16 protein-coding genes are annotated in these 15,975 nt (G+C 31.9%); 11 read left to right on the forward strand and 5 right to left on the reverse strand.

The genetic code is table 11. The annotated features are described in order from the left end of the window. Nucleotide 1 precedes the first annotated feature (1 nt). From recF to dnaA, 4 genes are all read right to left on the reverse strand, one after another. Nucleotides 2-1,081 carry a DNA replication/repair protein RecF gene (gene recF / locus E0D87_RS03195; RefSeq protein WP_130819310.1) on the reverse strand — a complete coding sequence of 360 codons (1,080 nt, stop codon included), beginning with the start codon at nt 1,079-1,081 and terminating at the stop codon, nt 2-4. Further along, complete coding sequence (locus E0D87_RS03200; protein WP_130819311.1) at nt 1,081-1,287, reverse strand: RNA-binding S4 domain-containing protein; 207 nt, start codon at nt 1,285-1,287, stop codon at nt 1,081-1,083. The genes recF and E0D87_RS03200 overlap by 1 nt, the downstream gene beginning before the upstream one ends. Nucleotides 1,288-1,294: 7 nt before the next feature. Further along, the gene (gene dnaN / locus E0D87_RS03205; RefSeq protein ID WP_004835005.1) at nt 1,295-2,407 is read right to left on the reverse strand and encodes a DNA polymerase III subunit beta; all 1,113 of its coding nucleotides are present in this window, start codon (nt 2,405-2,407) and stop codon (nt 1,295-1,297) included. A gap of 225 nt (nt 2,408-2,632) precedes the next feature. Then, on the reverse strand, nt 2,633-4,012 hold the full coding sequence (gene dnaA / locus E0D87_RS03210) for a chromosomal replication initiator protein DnaA (RefSeq protein ID WP_130819312.1): 1,380 nt from the start codon (nt 4,010-4,012) through the stop codon (nt 2,633-2,635). Between the two features lie 697 nt (nt 4,013-4,709). Here dnaA and rpmH point away from each other — a divergent pair. The 5 genes from rpmH to jag all read left to right on the forward strand — a co-directional run bounded on the left by rpmH (nt 4,710) and on the right by jag (nt 7,114). Beyond that, nucleotides 4,710-4,844 carry a 50S ribosomal protein L34 gene (gene rpmH / locus E0D87_RS03215; protein ID WP_037371642.1) on the forward strand — a complete coding sequence of 45 codons (135 nt, stop codon included), beginning with the start codon at nt 4,710-4,712 and terminating at the stop codon, nt 4,842-4,844. Between the two features lie 92 nt (nt 4,845-4,936). Continuing rightward, nucleotides 4,937-5,287: a ribonuclease P protein component gene (gene rnpA / locus E0D87_RS03220; RefSeq protein ID WP_004835019.1), complete on the forward strand. Its 351-nt coding sequence runs from the start codon at nt 4,937-4,939 to the stop codon at nt 5,285-5,287. After that, on the forward strand, nt 5,277-5,492 hold the full coding sequence (gene yidD, locus E0D87_RS03225; protein WP_004834964.1) for a membrane protein insertion efficiency factor YidD: 216 nt from the start codon (nt 5,277-5,279) through the stop codon (nt 5,490-5,492). The genes rnpA and yidD overlap by 11 nt, the downstream gene beginning before the upstream one ends. Nucleotides 5,493-5,523: 31 nt before the next feature. Beyond that, nucleotides 5,524-6,258 carry a YidC/Oxa1 family membrane protein insertase gene (locus E0D87_RS03230; RefSeq protein ID WP_037371644.1) on the forward strand — a complete coding sequence of 245 codons (735 nt, stop codon included), beginning with the start codon at nt 5,524-5,526 and terminating at the stop codon, nt 6,256-6,258. Continuing rightward, on the forward strand, nt 6,239-7,114 hold the full coding sequence (jag, locus tag E0D87_RS03235; protein ID WP_130819313.1) for an RNA-binding cell elongation regulator Jag/EloR: 876 nt from the start codon (nt 6,239-6,241) through the stop codon (nt 7,112-7,114). Before E0D87_RS03230 ends, jag begins: the two co-directional genes overlap by 20 nt. A 76-nt stretch (nt 7,115-7,190) precedes the next feature. Here the strand turns inward: jag and E0D87_RS03240 are convergent, their stop codons facing one another. Beyond that, the gene (locus E0D87_RS03240; protein ID WP_004835015.1) at nt 7,191-8,921 is read right to left on the reverse strand and encodes a Na/Pi cotransporter family protein; all 1,731 of its coding nucleotides are present in this window, start codon (nt 8,919-8,921) and stop codon (nt 7,191-7,193) included. A gap of 203 nt (nt 8,922-9,124) precedes the next feature. Here E0D87_RS03240 and mnmE point away from each other — a divergent pair, with 203 nt between their 5' ends. From mnmE to E0D87_RS03270, 6 genes are all read left to right on the forward strand, one after another. After that, nucleotides 9,125-10,492 carry a tRNA uridine-5-carboxymethylaminomethyl(34) synthesis GTPase MnmE gene (gene mnmE / locus E0D87_RS03245; protein ID WP_130819314.1) on the forward strand — a complete coding sequence of 456 codons (1,368 nt, stop codon included), beginning with the start codon at nt 9,125-9,127 and terminating at the stop codon, nt 10,490-10,492. Beyond that, nucleotides 10,482-12,380: a tRNA uridine-5-carboxymethylaminomethyl(34) synthesis enzyme MnmG gene (gene mnmG, locus E0D87_RS03250; protein ID WP_130819315.1), complete on the forward strand. Its 1,899-nt coding sequence runs from the start codon at nt 10,482-10,484 to the stop codon at nt 12,378-12,380. The genes mnmE and mnmG overlap by 11 nt, the downstream gene beginning before the upstream one ends. Next, nucleotides 12,367-13,005 carry a 16S rRNA (guanine(527)-N(7))-methyltransferase RsmG gene (gene rsmG / locus E0D87_RS03255; protein WP_130819316.1) on the forward strand — a complete coding sequence of 213 codons (639 nt, stop codon included), beginning with the start codon at nt 12,367-12,369 and terminating at the stop codon, nt 13,003-13,005. Before mnmG ends, rsmG begins: the two co-directional genes overlap by 14 nt. A 28-nt stretch (nt 13,006-13,033) precedes the next feature. Then, nucleotides 13,034-13,813, forward strand: coding sequence for a CPBP family intramembrane glutamic endopeptidase (locus E0D87_RS03260; RefSeq protein WP_130819317.1), 780 nt, complete (start codon nt 13,034-13,036; stop codon nt 13,811-13,813). Nucleotides 13,814-13,886: 73 nt separating this feature from the next. Continuing rightward, nucleotides 13,887-15,107, forward strand: coding sequence for a CinA family nicotinamide mononucleotide deamidase-related protein (locus E0D87_RS03265; RefSeq protein ID WP_130819318.1), 1,221 nt, complete (start codon nt 13,887-13,889; stop codon nt 15,105-15,107). Further along, on the forward strand, nt 15,085-15,969 hold the full coding sequence (locus E0D87_RS03270) for a ParA family protein (protein WP_130819319.1): 885 nt from the start codon (nt 15,085-15,087) through the stop codon (nt 15,967-15,969). Before E0D87_RS03265 ends, E0D87_RS03270 begins: the two co-directional genes overlap by 23 nt. The last annotated feature ends 6 nt before the right edge of the window (nt 15,970-15,975 follow it).

The following is a 15,975-nucleotide window of genomic DNA, read 5'->3' on the forward strand; positions in this document are numbered from 1 at the left end:
ACTATTCCTTTCTAATATTTCCATCCACTATATAAGATATCTTATCTTTATCTATATATTCCAAACTCTTTGTATTAGTTGCAGTGATTATTGTTTGATAACCTCTTAGGTTTTCTAGTAAAAATAAGGATCTTTTCTCATCAAGCTCTGAAAATACATCATCAAACAAAATAACAGCCTCATCGCCTGTTACTTCCTTAGTTAGTTTAACCTCTGCAAGCCTTATATTTAGAATTGCAGATCTCTGTTGCCCTTGGGAGGCAAAGTTTTTAGTATTTTTACCATTTATAGAAATTTCTATATCGTCTCTATGGATTCCCTTTTGGGTAGTTAAATATTTAAGGTCATTTGCTCTGCCTTTTTTAAATTCTTCTACATAAGAAGAAAAATCATCTGCCAAAATATCTGGTAGATACTTCATTTCCAAAATTTCACTTCCTTCTGTTAAGGATGAGTTAAACTCTCTAGCAAACTTTTCTAGGATATTTACAAATTTCTTCCTTGTCTTATATATACTAAAGCCTAGCTTCATCAAATTTTCATCGAAGGCGTTTAATTGCTCATTAAAATAAGAAGAAGACTTATTTTTTAAAAGTCTATTCCTCTGGTATAAAATTTTGTCATAATCTCTTTTCTTGGCCTTATAGGAAAAATCAATTCCCTCTATAATTCCATCTATAAGATCACGCCTTAGATTGGGTCCTTCTTTGATTATTGCAAGGTCTTCTGGAGTAAAGAGGACTATTTTAAAAAGAGACCTTAAATCTTTTCTCCTATCATACTTTACTCCATTTACAAAAATACTCTTATCCTTATCCTTAACTTCTATAGAAACTTCCTTAAAAGACCTACCCTTTCTAATGGTTCCTTTTAGCCTCATCTGACTTTGGGAAAATCTTATAATATCCTTATCCCTAATCTTTTTAAAGCTAGTTCCATTTGCCAAGTAATAGACACTTTCCAAAAGGTTTGTCTTGCCTTGGGCATTATCTCCTATAAAAATATTGTAATCTTCGTTAAATTCTACACTTTGATAAAAATAATTCCTAAAATTATTAAGTTTTAAATCTTTTATCCACATTATATGATTGTAATTAAAATATCATCGAATTCTAAAGTATCATTTTTGTATAATTTTTTGCCTGGAAGATAGGAAATCTCACCGTTTATTAGGACTCCTTCTTCTTTTATTATATGTTTAGCAATCCCTCCACTTGGCACTATATTTATAGCTTTTAGGAGGTCTTTGGCTGCTATTACGTCTGCTTCAAATTCTATTTTTTCCATATTTTCCTCAATTTGCAAGTCTTACTGGTAGAACTAGATAAGTAAAATCTTCATTTTCGTAGCTTGAATTTTCTGGATAAATCAAACATGGATTTAGAGAAGATTTGAAATTTAATTTAATCTTTGTAGAATCACATGCCTTTACACCTTCTTGCATATATCTTGCGTTAAAGGCTATATCTAAGTTTTCTCCTTTTTGTTCTACATCTATAACTTCTTTTACATCACCAATCTCAGAGTTTGATTTGATAACCATGGAAGAATCCGCTACTTCTATTTTTATTAGGTTGGCTCTGCCTGGATCTGCCAATACTTGGGCACGGTCTAGGGAATTTATAAGTTCTCTTTTGTCTAAGATTATAGTTGTTTCTGAAATATCGTTTATTATATTCCTATAATCTATGAAGTTTTTATCTATTACCTTGCATTGCATTGTAGTGTTTTCACTTACAAAAATTAAATCATTATCATTTTTGTAAAGTTTAGTCTTAGTATCTTCCGTAATTATCCTTGACCATTCTATAAGGGATCTTTTAGGAATGATATATTCGCTGTCCTCATAATCTGTCGGATAATCTAATTTCACCTTCTTTAGAGCTACCCTATAACCATCAAGGGCTACCATATTTAAAGATCCTTCTTTTAGCTCAAATAGAATCCCTGTTAGGGCAAGCTTAGTTTCATCTAAAGTTGTTGCAAACTCAGTTTGACTTATTGATCTTTTTAGAACGTCATTAGCTATTTCTATAGGTGTAGTTTCCGGAATTTCTATATCATTTTTTTCGAAGTAGTCAAAGGCTATAAGGTTAAAGTTAGATGATGAACATCTAATGCTTATTTTCCCTTCTTTGTTAGATATAGTGACTAAATCATTAGGCAGTTTTCTAACGATATTAGATATAAGACTAGCTTTAACTGCCATTTCTCCTTCTTCATCTACTATAGCATCTACAGAAGTTTTGATAGAAATCTCTCCATCAAATGCCATTAGGTATAAAGAGTTTTCTTTACACTCAAAGTATATTAATTCATGGATCTGTATATTGGTACTTTTTGAGACAGCCTTACTAGCGATATTAATAGCATCTATCAATTCTTGCTGATTAATTCTAAATTTCATATTTGCTCCTTAACTTATTATATATACTTAGTAGTATTATTAGTAGGGGGTGTATATATGTGGATAAGTTCCTTAAACATTTTGATTTAGCCAATAACCCTTGGTGATAAGATGTGGGTACAAAAAGGACAAAGTCGCTAGTTTTCCACATTATCCACAGGATACAAGCTTAAAGATCATCAAATAAACTTATCAACATACTTATCCACAGACTTATAAACAATATTACTCTGTTAGATCTTTATATAGACTTTCTATTTCTTTTTTGAAGTCTTCATCATCTTCTATTTGCTTTTGGATTTTTTCTATACCATGAATTATTGTCGTATGGTCTCTATCGAAAGAATTAGCAATTGTTACTAAAGAATCATTTAGGATTTCTCTTGATAGATACATGGCAATTTGCCTTGGATTTACAATTTCTTTCTTTCTAGATTTTCCCTTAAGATCAGTTAGCTTTACTCCATATTTATCAGCTACTTGTTTTTGAATATCTTCGATATTTACGTGTTTTTTCTTATTTTGAACTCTAGTTCCAACGCCAATTATGGCATCTTCCATGGTAACTACTTCTCTATTGTCTGATTTAGCATAGGCTATAGCTGTAGATAAAGCTCCCTCAAGGTCTCTTATGTTTGTGTCGATATTTTCAGCTATATAAAATAATATTTCATTATCTATATAAGCACCTAGCTGATCGAGCTTTTTTTGGAGTATTGCGACTCTAGTTTCAAAGTCTGGCTTTCCAATATCAACTATAATTCCCCAAGAAAATCTTGAAACGAGCCTATCTTCTAGACGCTTTATTTCTTTTGGTGGTCTATCCGATGATATTACGATTTGCTTGCCTGTATTATAAAGGTCGTTAAAGGTATGGAAGAACTCTTCTTGTGTTCCTTCCTTTCCAGCTATAAACTGGATATCATCTATAAGAAGGATATCCACAGACCTGTATTTTTCTCTAAATTTCTCATTTTTGGTAGACCTTAGGGCTGCAATCATTTCATTGGTAAATTTCTCACTAGATAAATACATAACATAGGCATCATCTCTGTTATCTAAGATTTCATGAGCTATAGCTTGCATTAAGTGAGTTTTCCCTAAACCGCTTTCTCCATATATAAAGAGAGGATTGTATAATCTCGCCTGTGATTTGTTGGAAATATTTTGAGCAACTGCCTGACTCACCCCAAGGGCATATTGGTTGGATTTACCTTCTACAAAGTTTTCAAAGATATTTTCATCTTCAAGTTGAGGCCTAGGAAAAGATGTCACTTGATTTATTCTCATTTGCCCATTTGAATCGTAATCCTTACCTAAGGTTAGGACTTTGTTGTAATTTTCAGCATCTTTAGCAACTACTGATACCTTTAGGTCTTTACCAGTCTTATCCTTTATGTTATCTAAAGCAAGTTGTAATTGAGGTGTCCATATTTTTTCATAGATAAAAAGTGTGTCTTTTTTTGGAACCTCAAGATATAAAACACCATTGTACATGTTTAGTGGCTTTAAAATACTAATCCATGTATTAAATTGCTGGGTATCCGTTACATGCACTTTCATTTCGTTTTTTAATTCATCTGTAATGTATTCTAGATTCGTCATCCATCCTACCTTCCTTCAAAAGTTATACACATAATATAAATGTCTAATTACTAAAGTTAACTTAGAAAAAATAGACTTATCCCCAGATATAGGATAACTTGTGGATAACTTTTATGTTGATAATTGTATTAGCTTAAAAATAAGGATTATGTAAGATAATTATAGGAAAAAATAAAAACTCTATAAATTTATCCACAGGAAAGACTTAAATTTAGCTTTAAAATACACTTATACATATACTTTTACACAAGCAATTATACTATAAACAAGCTGTTTAATCAACTTATCCACATTTTTATTTTAAAATTTGGGAAAAGTCAAAATAGGTTTCTGAAAAATAAGTGGATATGTGGATAAGTCTGTGTATTTATTTAGGTTTTTTCATAGTTTTTATAAAAAAGCTTAAAATTAGACAAGATAAAATAAAGTATTAGTTAATTTTACAAAAATATTCACTGAAAAAGTCTGTCAAAAACTTGTGCACAAAAAACTTCTACACAAAGTTATCAACAATGAATTTATATTCGATATAACCTAGTAAAAATGATATAATATACAATATTAAAATAGATATTATTCAATAATTTAATCTTCCAAAAGACTATAATAAGTAGATTATTTTTTATTAAATATCTTGACAGATTAGCTTTATTTCAATATAATAGTAGGAGTCAAAAAAAGAGTAGGAGGTGTAAGCATGAAGAGAACTTATCAACCAAACAGAAGAAAAAGATCTAAAGACCACGGCTTCAGAAAAAGAATGTCAAGCCCAGGTGGAAGAAGAGTGCTTAAAGCTAGAAGAAGAAAAAACAGAAAAAAATTATCTGCTTAAGTTAGACAATTATATACAGGTTAAATAGAGGGCCTTTTTAAGGCTCTTGTTTATATAATTTTAACTTCCGCAGAATAGTTAAGAAGTGTTTAATGGAAAAAAGAATTAGTTTAAGAAAAGACACAGACTTTCAAAGAGTTTACAAAAAAAACCAAGCTTTTTACAACAGGGACTTTACGATTCTTATAAAGAAAAATAACCTAGACCATCCACGCTTTGGATTTACTATAAGTAAGAAGGTAGGAAAGGCGAATGTCAGAAATTCCCTTAAGAGAAAGCTAAGAGACATAGTTAGGTTAAATTATTCTAATATAAACAATGTTGATATTGTAATTATACCTAAGAAACATACGACAGATTTTACTTACGATAAATTAAAAAAATCTTTGGGTCACGTTTTAAGTAAAGCTTTTAAAAAGAAGATGATTTTTTATGTTAAATAAAATTTTCATTAAGATGATAAGGTTTTATCAAAGATTTATTTCTCCACAATTAGGATATTCAAAGTGCAAGTACTATCCAACTTGTTCCCAATACGCCCTTGAGGCCTTTAACAAGTATGGATTTTTCAAGGCATTTTCTATGTCTTTGTGGAGAATTTTACGATGTAATCCATTTTCTAAGGGTGGATATGACCCAGTAGATTAGTACCTACAGATTAATAATAGATGGAGTTTATATGTTCAATTTTATAGCCAGTATTTTAGGTAAACTGATGAGATGGACTTATGATAGCCTCTCAGCAAATTTTGCAGAACCTACAAATATTAGTTTTTATGCCATAGCAATAATATTAATGACCTTGCTTGTAAGTCTTATGATTATACCAATGACCATAAGCCAACAAAAACAAGCAGAAAGAACTAAGGTTTTTAAACCAAAGATGGAAGAAATCCAAAAGAAATATGGCTACGACCAACAGATAATGCAACAAAAAATGCAACAACTTTACAAGGAAGAAGGGGTAACCCCTGGTATTTCAGGTTGTCTAGTAATGATAATTCAAATTTTAGTCCTATTTGGCTTGTTTAGAATGATGAGTGATACCACAAAGTATGTATTCCCAGAAGGACTGGACAATGTAAAGACAAACTTCTATTGGATACCAACCCTTCTTGATAAAGACCCTTACTGGTTTGGTCTTCCACTACTAACAAGTTTATCCCAATTTGCAGTTCAGCTTTTCTCAATGAAAACTAACCCACAAATGCAACAAGGTGGAGCTATGGGAGGAATGAATAACATGTTCCTTCTTATGCCATTGATGTATTTCTTTGTATTTAGAGGATTACCAGCAGGTTTGCCACTATATTACACCCTAAGTTCTTTATTTAGACTTGTAATAATGGTAATAATGCATTTTGCTATGAGAAATAAAAAAGAGGATCTAGTAGATGAAAAAGTCAATAATTAAAAGTGCAAAAACAAAAGATGCAGCTATTGAGCTTGCCCTAGATGAAATTGGTAAAAGTAAAGACGAAGTTGAAATAGAAATACTAGAAGAAGAATCTAGTGGATTTTTAGGATTAATTGGAAACAAAGATGCCGTAGTTAGAGTAAGCTACGAAGAGGATATAAAAGAAGCTCTATCTAATTTAGAAAGAGAAATTGAATCTACAAAGTCTTTTGGAACAGAAAATGAAGATTTTGAAGCAGATAAGGATATAGAAGCTCCAGAAGAAATAGTAGAAATCAAAGAAGATGAAAAAGAGACTCTAAAGACTGATATAGAAGAAAAAGATCAAGAAATAGAAGTTATAGAAGAAAAAAAAGAAGTAGTAGATTACGGCAGAGCTAAACAACAATCAGATATAGACAAGTTCTATGAGTCAAAAGAGCTTCTCGAAAATATACTAAAGGCTATGCATTTTGAAAATGTTAGTGTAATAGGAAATCTTGAAGACAACATTATAAAACTTGAAGCAAAAGTAGATGAAAAAGATACAGGAATTGCCATAGGTAAGGGCGGAGTTACCCTAGATGCAATTGAGCTTATAGTAAGAAAAGCAGTTGATTCTAGAAGAAATAATGTTAGACTTAATATAGATATTAACAACTACAAGAAACGCAGAGATGAGAAAATAATTGATCTTGCAGCAGATACTGCAAGAAAGGTTGCTAAGAGTAAGAAAAGTTGGAATCTAAGATATATGAATTCATATGAGAGAAGACTTGCCCATGAAGAAATCTCTAAACATAAAAATGTCTCTAGCCACTCAGAAGGAGTAGAGCCAAGAAGATATGTAGTTGTAGATTATATTGAAGAATGAAAATTAAAGAATAAATAAAAGCTTGTGCTTTAATGCACAAGCTTTTTTAGTTGTTAATATTTTGTTTCACGTGAAACTATAAATCTAGATGTCTTTCCAATCTATTATATGCTTCTATCATTTCATCATCGTCATCTTCGAATTTGGCATGACTTATTGTATGAACTTTAACTGGTTCCATAGTAAGTCTTGCAATATTGTATGCATGGTCACCAATTCTTTCCATAGTGGATAAGATATCGTTAAATACATAAGAAGCTATAGAAGTCATATCCTCACCATTAGCAAGTCTCTTGTAGTGAGCTTTTCTAAGGGTTGTTTCCATCATATCTAGCGCTGATTCATCTTCACTAAGTCTAGAAAATAGAGCCTGATCTTTAGTTTCAAAGACTTCTATTGATCCAACGAAGTTATTTATAACAAGATCATAGATATCTTCAAGATCGCTTAGGGCTTCTTTGTTGTAGCTTGCACCAGATTCGTATATTTCTTCGTAATATTCACCTAAGTTTTGAGCAAGATCTGATATTCTTTCTACATTTATTTGAATTTGTAGATAATTTTGAACTTCAGCTTCTAGGTCAGATGATCCTGAACTTTGAGCAATGGCTAATAAATACGCTTGGATTTTTGTATCCATGTCATTTACTATCGATTCTGCTTGGTTAGCTGTTTCTAAGTATTTTTTATCATTTTCAAGTAAATATTGCTTGGTTTGCTTTAAGTTTTCAAGAGCAACTTTTGATTCTTTTTGTACAGCAGATCTTATTTGATCAAGAGCAGCTGCAGGGAAAGTATCAATTAGTCTTTCGTCTAACTCGATATTTCCAAGTTCTGAGAATATTGAATCCTTACCAGGAATAAGTTTTCTAAGAATTTTTCCAACGTATTTAATAGTAGGTAAGAAAATAACCATACCAACGAAGTTAAATATGAAATGTCCTACTGCTATTGTCATAAGTTTGTTTGCACCAATGGCTGATGCCACTGTTTTAACTAAATTTTCATATGGACCAATGAATACTAAGAACACTACTGAAATTATAACGTTAAATAGAACGTGGAATGTAGAAGTTCTTCTTGCAGAAAGTGATCCACCTATTGATGCAAGAATAGCTGTTATACATGTACCAATATTTGCACCAAACATCAAACCCAAGGCAACATTTAAGCTGATAGCGCCTGAAGCGTAAAGCGACTGAGCTATACCTATAAAGGCTGATGAAGATTGGATAAGAGCAGTCATGCCCGCACCAACTATTACTGCTATAATTGGATTTTGTGCCATATTAGCCACTATCTTATCAAACCCATCTAGATTCTTAAGGTCAGATAGAGATCCTCCCATCATTTCAAGTCCTATAAATAGGAGTCCGAATCCTACCAAAATCTCGCCGATGTATTTATTTTTTCTCTTGGATGCAAACATATAGAAAGCAACACCTATCAAGGCGACAAAATATGATAGGTATCCAAGGTCAAAACCTATTAATATAGAAGTAACGGTTGTACCAATATTTGCCCCCATAATTACAGCAATAGCTTGCTCGAGGCTCATTACACCTGCTCTAACAAAACTTATTGCGATAACTGTGGTTGCAGAAGATGATTGGATTAAACCTGTTATAACTATACCAACCAACACTCCCATTATTGGGTTGGAAGTGTATTTCTCTACATAACCGCGAAGCTTGGGGCCTGCAAAGTTTGTTAGGGCATCTCCCATTAGAGAAATACCAAACAAGAATATAGCAAGTCCACCAGCTATTAGGTTCCACTGTAGAGATCCTAATGATTGTAGTTGCATAATCCCTCCAAATATATTTTAAATAATAACTACATCTAATATATCATAATAATTCAAATACACCAATTTTTTCTCAAATATTTTAAGACTGCATACAGTCATCTTTGCCTGATAAATGTTGACAAATTCGTATTTTCCACTATAATTCTTATGTTACAAACCACTAGTCAAAGTAGTGGATATTATCATACCAAGGAGTGAAAATGGAAGAAAGAACAATAGCTGCGATATCTACTCCATCCGGAACTGGTGGAATATCCATTGTTAGGATGAGTGGAAATAAGTCATATGAAATTATAAAAGAAATCTTTAGACCTATAGTTGGAAAGAAAATTGATAGGGATAAGGATAATAGAAAAATGAGATATGGGAATATAGTTGACATCGATGGTGAAATCATAGATGAAGTTATGGTTTGTTTTATGAAAGGACCTTACACCTATACAAGGGAAGACATATGCGAGATTAACTGTCATGGATCTTTTGTATCAGTCAAAAAAATATTGAACCTTCTTTTGGATAAGGGATGTGACCTTGCAGAAGGCGGGGAATTTACCAAAAGAGCCTTTCTAAATGGAAGGATTGATTTATCTCAAGCTGAGGCTGTTTTAGATATAATAAATGCCACAAATGATTTAAGTCAAAAGGAAGGTGTCAACCAGCTAAATGGAGCACTTAGAAAAAAGATTAATGATATTAGAAATTCTCTTCTAGAGGCCCTATCTAGACTTGAATATTCAATTAACTTTACAGAAGATGGGGAAGACTTATCACCAGATGAAATAATAAAGTATATGGATGATGCAAAATTAATGATAGATAAGCTTCTTAGTACTTCTAACAAGGGTAAAATCTTAAGAGATGGAATAAATACCACAATCATAGGAAAACCTAATGTAGGAAAATCTTCACTACTAAATAACCTTTTAAATGAAAACCGAGCTATAGTTACAGACATACCAGGTACAACTAGAGACTTGATTACAGAATATATTTCCTTTGGAGATTTCACCTTGAAGGTAAATGATACGGCTGGAATTAGAGATACAGAAGACTTGGTAGAAAAAATAGGGGTAGATAAATCTATAGAACTTGTAGATAAATCCGATTTAATTATAGCAATTTTTGATACGTCTAGAGACTTTGACGAAGAAGATGAGAAGATTTTAGCATTAATAAATGGTAAAAATGCTATAATAATTTTAAACAAGGTTGATCTAAGCCCTAAGTTTGACGAAAGCAAATTCGGATTAGAACATAAGATTGTAAAAACATCAATGACTAATGAAGAAGGCATTGATTTGCTAGAAGCTGCTATAACAGAAATGTTTGATACCAAAGATTTGAAGAGAGAATCAGTACTTATAACAAACACACGTCATGAGAGACTACTAAAACAAGCGAGCTCAAAACTAAACGAATCCTTAACTGATATAAAAAGAGGCATTCCACTAGATGCTTGCGAGGTGGACCTAAGAGGCGCTTATGATGATTTAGGATTAATAATTGGTGAATCTGTATCTGATGAAATAATGGATAAAGTATTTAAGGAGTTTTGTGTTGGAAAATAAATATAAAGCAGGAACTTACGATGTTGTTGTCGTAGGAGCAGGTCATGCAGGTTGCGAAGCGGCTCTTGCAACAGCAAGGCTTGGATTAAAAACATTAATATTAACTACAAGTCTTGAATCAATAGCAGATATGCCTTGCAATCCAAACATTGGTGGAACTGGTAAGGGACATATTGTTAGAGAAATTGATGCTTTGGGTGGGCAAATGGCTATTAACATCGACAAGACATTTATCCAATCTAGAATGTTAAACACAAGCAAGGGACCAGCAGTTCATTCTTTGCGTGTACAGGCAGATAAAAAACTCTACCACGACGAAATGAAAAAAACTCTAGAAAATGAAGAGAACCTAGATATATTTGAACAAGAAGTAGATAAAATAAATTATGAAGATGGAAAGATTGTTTCATGTGAAACAGTCCAAGGTGCTATATATGATACCAAGGCTCTAATAATTTGTACAGGAACTTATTTAAATGGAAAAATCCTCATAGGAGATTATGAAAAAGTATCAGGACCACATGGATTGTCTGCGGCAACATTTTTATCTGACTCTTTAGAGGAGATGGGTTTTAAACTTAGAAGATTTAAAACAGGAACTCCAGCTAGAGTTGACAGAAAATCATTACACTTGGAAAAAACAGAAATCCAAAAGGGCGATAGCGAAGTAATTCCTTTTTCATTTATAAATGAAGGAAAAGACTTTTCAGATAGGCACCAAGAGAATTGCTACCTAACCTATACACGTCCAGAAACTAAAGAAATAATAATGGAAAATCTTTATAGATCTCCAATATATGGTGGCCATGTTAAAGGAATTGGTCCTAGATATTGTCCATCTATAGAAGATAAGATGGTAAGATTTCCTGATAGAGATGTACACCAAGTCTTTATAGAACCAGAAAGCCTAAGTACTGATGAAATGTATGTACAAGGTGTTTCATCTTCTCTACCACAAGAGGTACAATTTGACTTTTACAAGACAATAATAGGCCTTGAAGATGTAAAAATCATGAGACCTGCCTATGCTATTGAATACGATATGATTGATACTAGAAACCTATATAGAACCTTAGAATCAAAAGATTATGAGGGTTTGTATTTTGCAGGTCAGATTAATGGATCAAGTGGTTATGAAGAGGCAGCAGGTCAAGGTATAGTTGCAGGAATAAATGCTGCTCTAAAAATCAAAGGTAAAGAGCCACTAATCTTAGATAGGTCTGATGCCTATATAGGAGTTTTAATTGATGACTTGGTAACAGAAGGAACTAACGAGCCTTATAGAATGATGACATCAAGATGTGAATACAGACTAACCATGCGTCAAGACAATGCAGACCAAAGACTTACACAAAGAGGCTACGAAATAGGACTTGTAAGTGAAGATAGATATCAAAAGATGAAAGAAAAAAGAAAAGCCATTGATGATGAAATAGCAAGGCTTAAAAATGTTATACTAACACCAAAAGAAGAGGTCAATGATAAGCTAGTAAGCTTGGGATCAACACCTCTAAAAAATGCTCTAAGCCTATATGATCTAATTAAAAGACCTGAGTTAGACTATGAAAAGCTAAAAGATTTTGATCTTGAAAGACCAAATCTTCCAAAATTCCAACAAATTCAAGCTCAAACAGAGATAAAATATGAAGGCTACATCAAAAAGAAAATGGCAGATATCGACAAGTTCAAAAAACTCGAGGCCAAGGAACTTGATAAAAATATAGATTATACAAAAATAGCTGGTCTCAAAAAAGAATCAGCAGAAAAACTCAATGAGATACAGCCAGAATCACTAGGACAAGCATCTAGGATTTCAGGAGTATCACCTGCGGATATAAACGTGCTTTTGATTAGACTTAAGACAGGAGAGTTAAATGGAGAAAAGTAAAGCCTACAAGATTTATATGGACTATTTATTAGAAGTAAACAGTCATACAAACTTAACAGCAATAACAGATCCAAGCGAAATTGAAATCAAACACTTCAAAGATTCGCTGACTGTCTTAGATTATATAAAAGAAGGCGATAAAGTTCTAGATATAGGAGCAGGGGCTGGGTTTCCAGGAATTCCTTTAAGAATTGAAAAAGAAATTGACTTAACATTAATAGATTCTGTTAATAAAAAGGTCAAATTTATGAATGAAGTTATAGAAAAATTAAATCTAGAAAATGCCAGAGCAATTCACGTTAGAGCTGAAGATTTTGCCAAAGATCAAAGAGAAAAATATGATGTTGTAGTTTCAAGAGCTGTTGCTAATATGAGAACTTTGTCAGAATATTGCCTGCCTTTCTTAAAAGTGGGTGGATTATTCATTGCTCTAAAAGGACCTAAGGCTATGGAAGAGTTAGAAGATGCTCAAAATGCAATTAGTATATTGGGTGGACAGGTTATAAAAACAGAGTCTATAGATCTTAGTGGTAATGACAGAGTTAATATTGTAGTTCAGAAGATTAAAAAGACCAAAAATAAATACCCTAGAGGAAAAAACTTACCTAAAAAAAGTCCTCTATAAGTTTCACGTGAAACAAGAAAGGATAACCATGAGAAAAACGTTAAGAGTCTTAGGAGTTGTTTTTACTTTTCTACTAGTAAACATAGCATTTGACCTTTTGATTGGAAGTGGATTAGGCTTATTACTAAATTCATATAACATAGAAAATCCAACACTATTCATTTTGATTTTAAGCCAAATTCTTAAATTGATATTAGTACTTATCTTCTTAAAATTTAGATCTAAGAAATATCATCATCAATATGGTTTAACATATATTAAAAATAAAAACCTTGATAGTGACTTCTATAAGATAATAACTATTGCCTTTGGAGTTGCTGGTTTTGGTAATATCTTATTATCAATTTTCTTAAAGATTTTTGAGAATAATGATTATATAAATACCACACTTGAGACGTTAGAAACTATGCTTAACTACAACAATACTTTTGAGTACCTAGTACTTTTTACAAGTGTAGTAATTATTGCTCCTATACTTGAAGAATTATTATTTAGAGGGATTCTATTTTCTGAAACAAAAAAATATTTAAATGTAACAGCTGCAATAGTAATAAATGGCTTATGTTTTGCAATCTATCATATGAATATAATTCAAGGGATTAATACATTTTTCATGGGTATGGTTTTATCCTACGTATATTATTATAGAAGAAACATAAAAGAAGCAATAGCAATTCACATGGTAAACAATCTTATTGCTATGATGATGGATGTAAATTATTATTTAACAATAATTATGGGAACTATAGCTTTTATATCAATTATTTTTTCAATAAAGTATTTAAGAGAGTTCAAGAAAGGGTTGTAGGTATCTGCAACCTTTTTTATTTGATTGTTTCATATGAAACAAAATTATGTTATACTAGGTGAAGGAGATTAATATGCAAGCTTTAATTTTATCAATTGGTACAGAAATTTTACTAGGAAATATAACAGACACTAACTCACAGTATTTAGCAAATCATTTAAAAGATGTTGGAATTGACGTCTACAAAATGATTACAGTAGGTGATAATAAAGATAGGTTAAAAAAAGTACTAGAAAAAGCAGATGGTCAATACGATTACATATTTATGACAGGAGGTTTAGGACCTACCGAAGATGACATAACAAAAGAAGTAGCTGTCGAAGTGTGTGGTTTGGAAAATGAACTTGAGGTTGATAAAAGCTCCTTAGAAATGTTAGAATATTATTTTAATAACAAAAATAAGGCTGTAGCTATAAATAAAAAACAAGCTATATTTCCAAAGTCAGCCACCATACTTAAAAATCCTAAAGGAACTGCACCAGGATGCATCTTAAGATCAGAAAAAAACACAAAATTTATCCTTCTACCAGGACCACCACATGAAATGACTTATATGTTTGATAATGAAGTGAAAAAACATTTGAAAAGTTCCTATATAATAAAATCTGTAACTGCGAAAACTGCCTTCTTAGGAGAATGGGATATGGCAAGTAGGGTAGATCTAACAGGAGATAATCCAACAATAAGTCCCTATGCTACAGACAATGGTTGTATATTAAGGATAACAGCTAAGGCTAAGAATGACATAGAAGCCGACAAAATACTAGATACAGGTATAGAAAAGGTTAAAAAATCACTAGGAAAATATGTGATAACCTTTGATGACAAAAGAAAAGAAGAAGTGTTAATAGACTTATTAAGATCTAGAAATGAATTTGTTTCTACTGCAGAATCTATAACTGGTGGAATGATAGCAAGTTCTATTGTTGATATTTCTGGTTCTAGTGATGTATTAAAAGAATCCTTCGTTACTTATGCTAATAAAAGTAAAGAACAAATACTAGGTGTTTCACATGAAACAATCGATAAATTCGATGTAGTTAGTAGAGAAGTTTTACAAGAAATGTTAACAGGCGTTAGAAAAGTAACGGAATCAGATCTTTGCATTGCAACAACTGGATATGCCCACCTTGGCCATGTTTTTGTTGGCGTACTATATAAAGGAAAATATTTACTTAAAGAGTATCAATTTAATGGTGATAGAAATAGAGTTAGACTTAGAGCAAAAAACAGGGCGATAGATCTAGCGATTACTATGATGAGAGGTGACTATGAAGAAGATTTCGATATTTAATCAAAAAGGTGGAGTAGGAAAGACTACAAGTGTTGTAAACATAGCTGTAGCCTTGGCAAGGCTTGAGAAAAAAGTGTTGGTTATTGATATGGACCCTCAGGCTAATACTACAACAGGTTTAGGTGTAGATAAATATACAGAAGAAGATTCTATTTATGGTTTATTTTATGAGTTGGATGATAGTATTGACAATGAAGAGGATAAATCTATAGAAATAGAAAAAGAAGATCAAGAAGATTTTGAATTAACAAACATATCTTTAGATAAAGATGATGAAGAAAAGGAAAGCGGAGATATTGAAATAGACTTTTCTAAATATATAAAAGAAACAGAATCAGGAGTTTTCCTTATCAAATCTGAATCTTCTTTGTCAGGTCTTGAGGTTGAACTAGTTAGCCTAGATCCAGTAAAAAGAACCCAAGTCCTTAAGAACATAGTTGATAAAATAGATGACTCATATGATTATTTTATAATTGATTGCCCACCTAGTTTGGGACTTTTATCAATAAATGCCCTTGTTGCAAGTGATTCAATTATTATTCCGATTCAGACAGAATATTATGCCCTAGAAGGTGTTAGCGAGCTAATGAATACATATAAGCTTGTCAAAGATTCCTTGAATGAAAACTTGGATATAGAAGGTGTATTACTTACAATGTTTGATAAGAGAGAGAATTTATCTTATGAAGTGGTAGAAGAAGTTAAATCTTATTTTAAGGGAAAAGTATTTAGAACAATGATTCCTAGAAATGTTAGATTGGCAGAGGCTCCTTCATATGGTAAATCAGTTATTGAATATGAAGAAAGATCGAAAGGTGCGATAGCTTACAAAATGCTCGCTCAAGAAATTATAGATAGGTAGGTAGAA

Origin of the sequence: Anaerococcus vaginimassiliensis (genome assembly GCF_900626155.1) — a bacterium.
GTDB classification, from domain to species: Bacteria; Bacillota; Clostridia; order Tissierellales; family Peptoniphilaceae; genus Anaerococcus; species Anaerococcus vaginimassiliensis.

Coding starts and splice junctions, on each gene's coding strand:
- jag (WP_130819313.1), top strand. CDS start 6,239: ATGAAAAAGTCAATAATTAAAAGTGCAAAAACAAAAGATGCAGCTATT.
- yidD (WP_004834964.1), top strand. CDS start 5,277: ATGTTAAATAAAATTTTCATTAAGATGATAAGGTTTTATCAAAGATTT.
- E0D87_RS03265 (WP_130819318.1), top strand. CDS start 13,887: ATGCAAGCTTTAATTTTATCAATTGGTACAGAAATTTTACTAGGAAAT.
- rsmG (WP_130819316.1), top strand. CDS start 12,367: ATGGAGAAAAGTAAAGCCTACAAGATTTATATGGACTATTTATTAGAA.
- E0D87_RS03240 (WP_004835015.1), bottom strand. CDS start 8,921: ATGCAACTACAATCATTAGGATCTCTACAGTGGAACCTAATAGCTGGT.
- rnpA (WP_004835019.1), top strand. CDS start 4,937: ATGGAAAAAAGAATTAGTTTAAGAAAAGACACAGACTTTCAAAGAGTT.
- dnaN (WP_004835005.1), bottom strand. CDS start 2,407: ATGAAATTTAGAATTAATCAGCAAGAATTGATAGATGCTATTAATATC.
- dnaA (WP_130819312.1), bottom strand. CDS start 4,012: ATGACGAATCTAGAATACATTACAGATGAATTAAAAAACGAAATGAAA.
- E0D87_RS03270 (WP_130819319.1), top strand. CDS start 15,085: ATGAAGAAGATTTCGATATTTAATCAAAAAGGTGGAGTAGGAAAGACT.
- rpmH (WP_037371642.1), top strand. CDS start 4,710: ATGAAGAGAACTTATCAACCAAACAGAAGAAAAAGATCTAAAGACCAC.
- mnmE (WP_130819314.1), top strand. CDS start 9,125: ATGGAAGAAAGAACAATAGCTGCGATATCTACTCCATCCGGAACTGGT.
- E0D87_RS03200 (WP_130819311.1), bottom strand. CDS start 1,287: ATGGAAAAAATAGAATTTGAAGCAGACGTAATAGCAGCCAAAGACCTC.
- recF (WP_130819310.1), bottom strand. CDS start 1,081: ATGTGGATAAAAGATTTAAAACTTAATAATTTTAGGAATTATTTTTAT.
- E0D87_RS03260 (WP_130819317.1), top strand. CDS start 13,034: ATGAGAAAAACGTTAAGAGTCTTAGGAGTTGTTTTTACTTTTCTACTA.
- E0D87_RS03230 (WP_037371644.1), top strand. CDS start 5,524: ATGTTCAATTTTATAGCCAGTATTTTAGGTAAACTGATGAGATGGACT.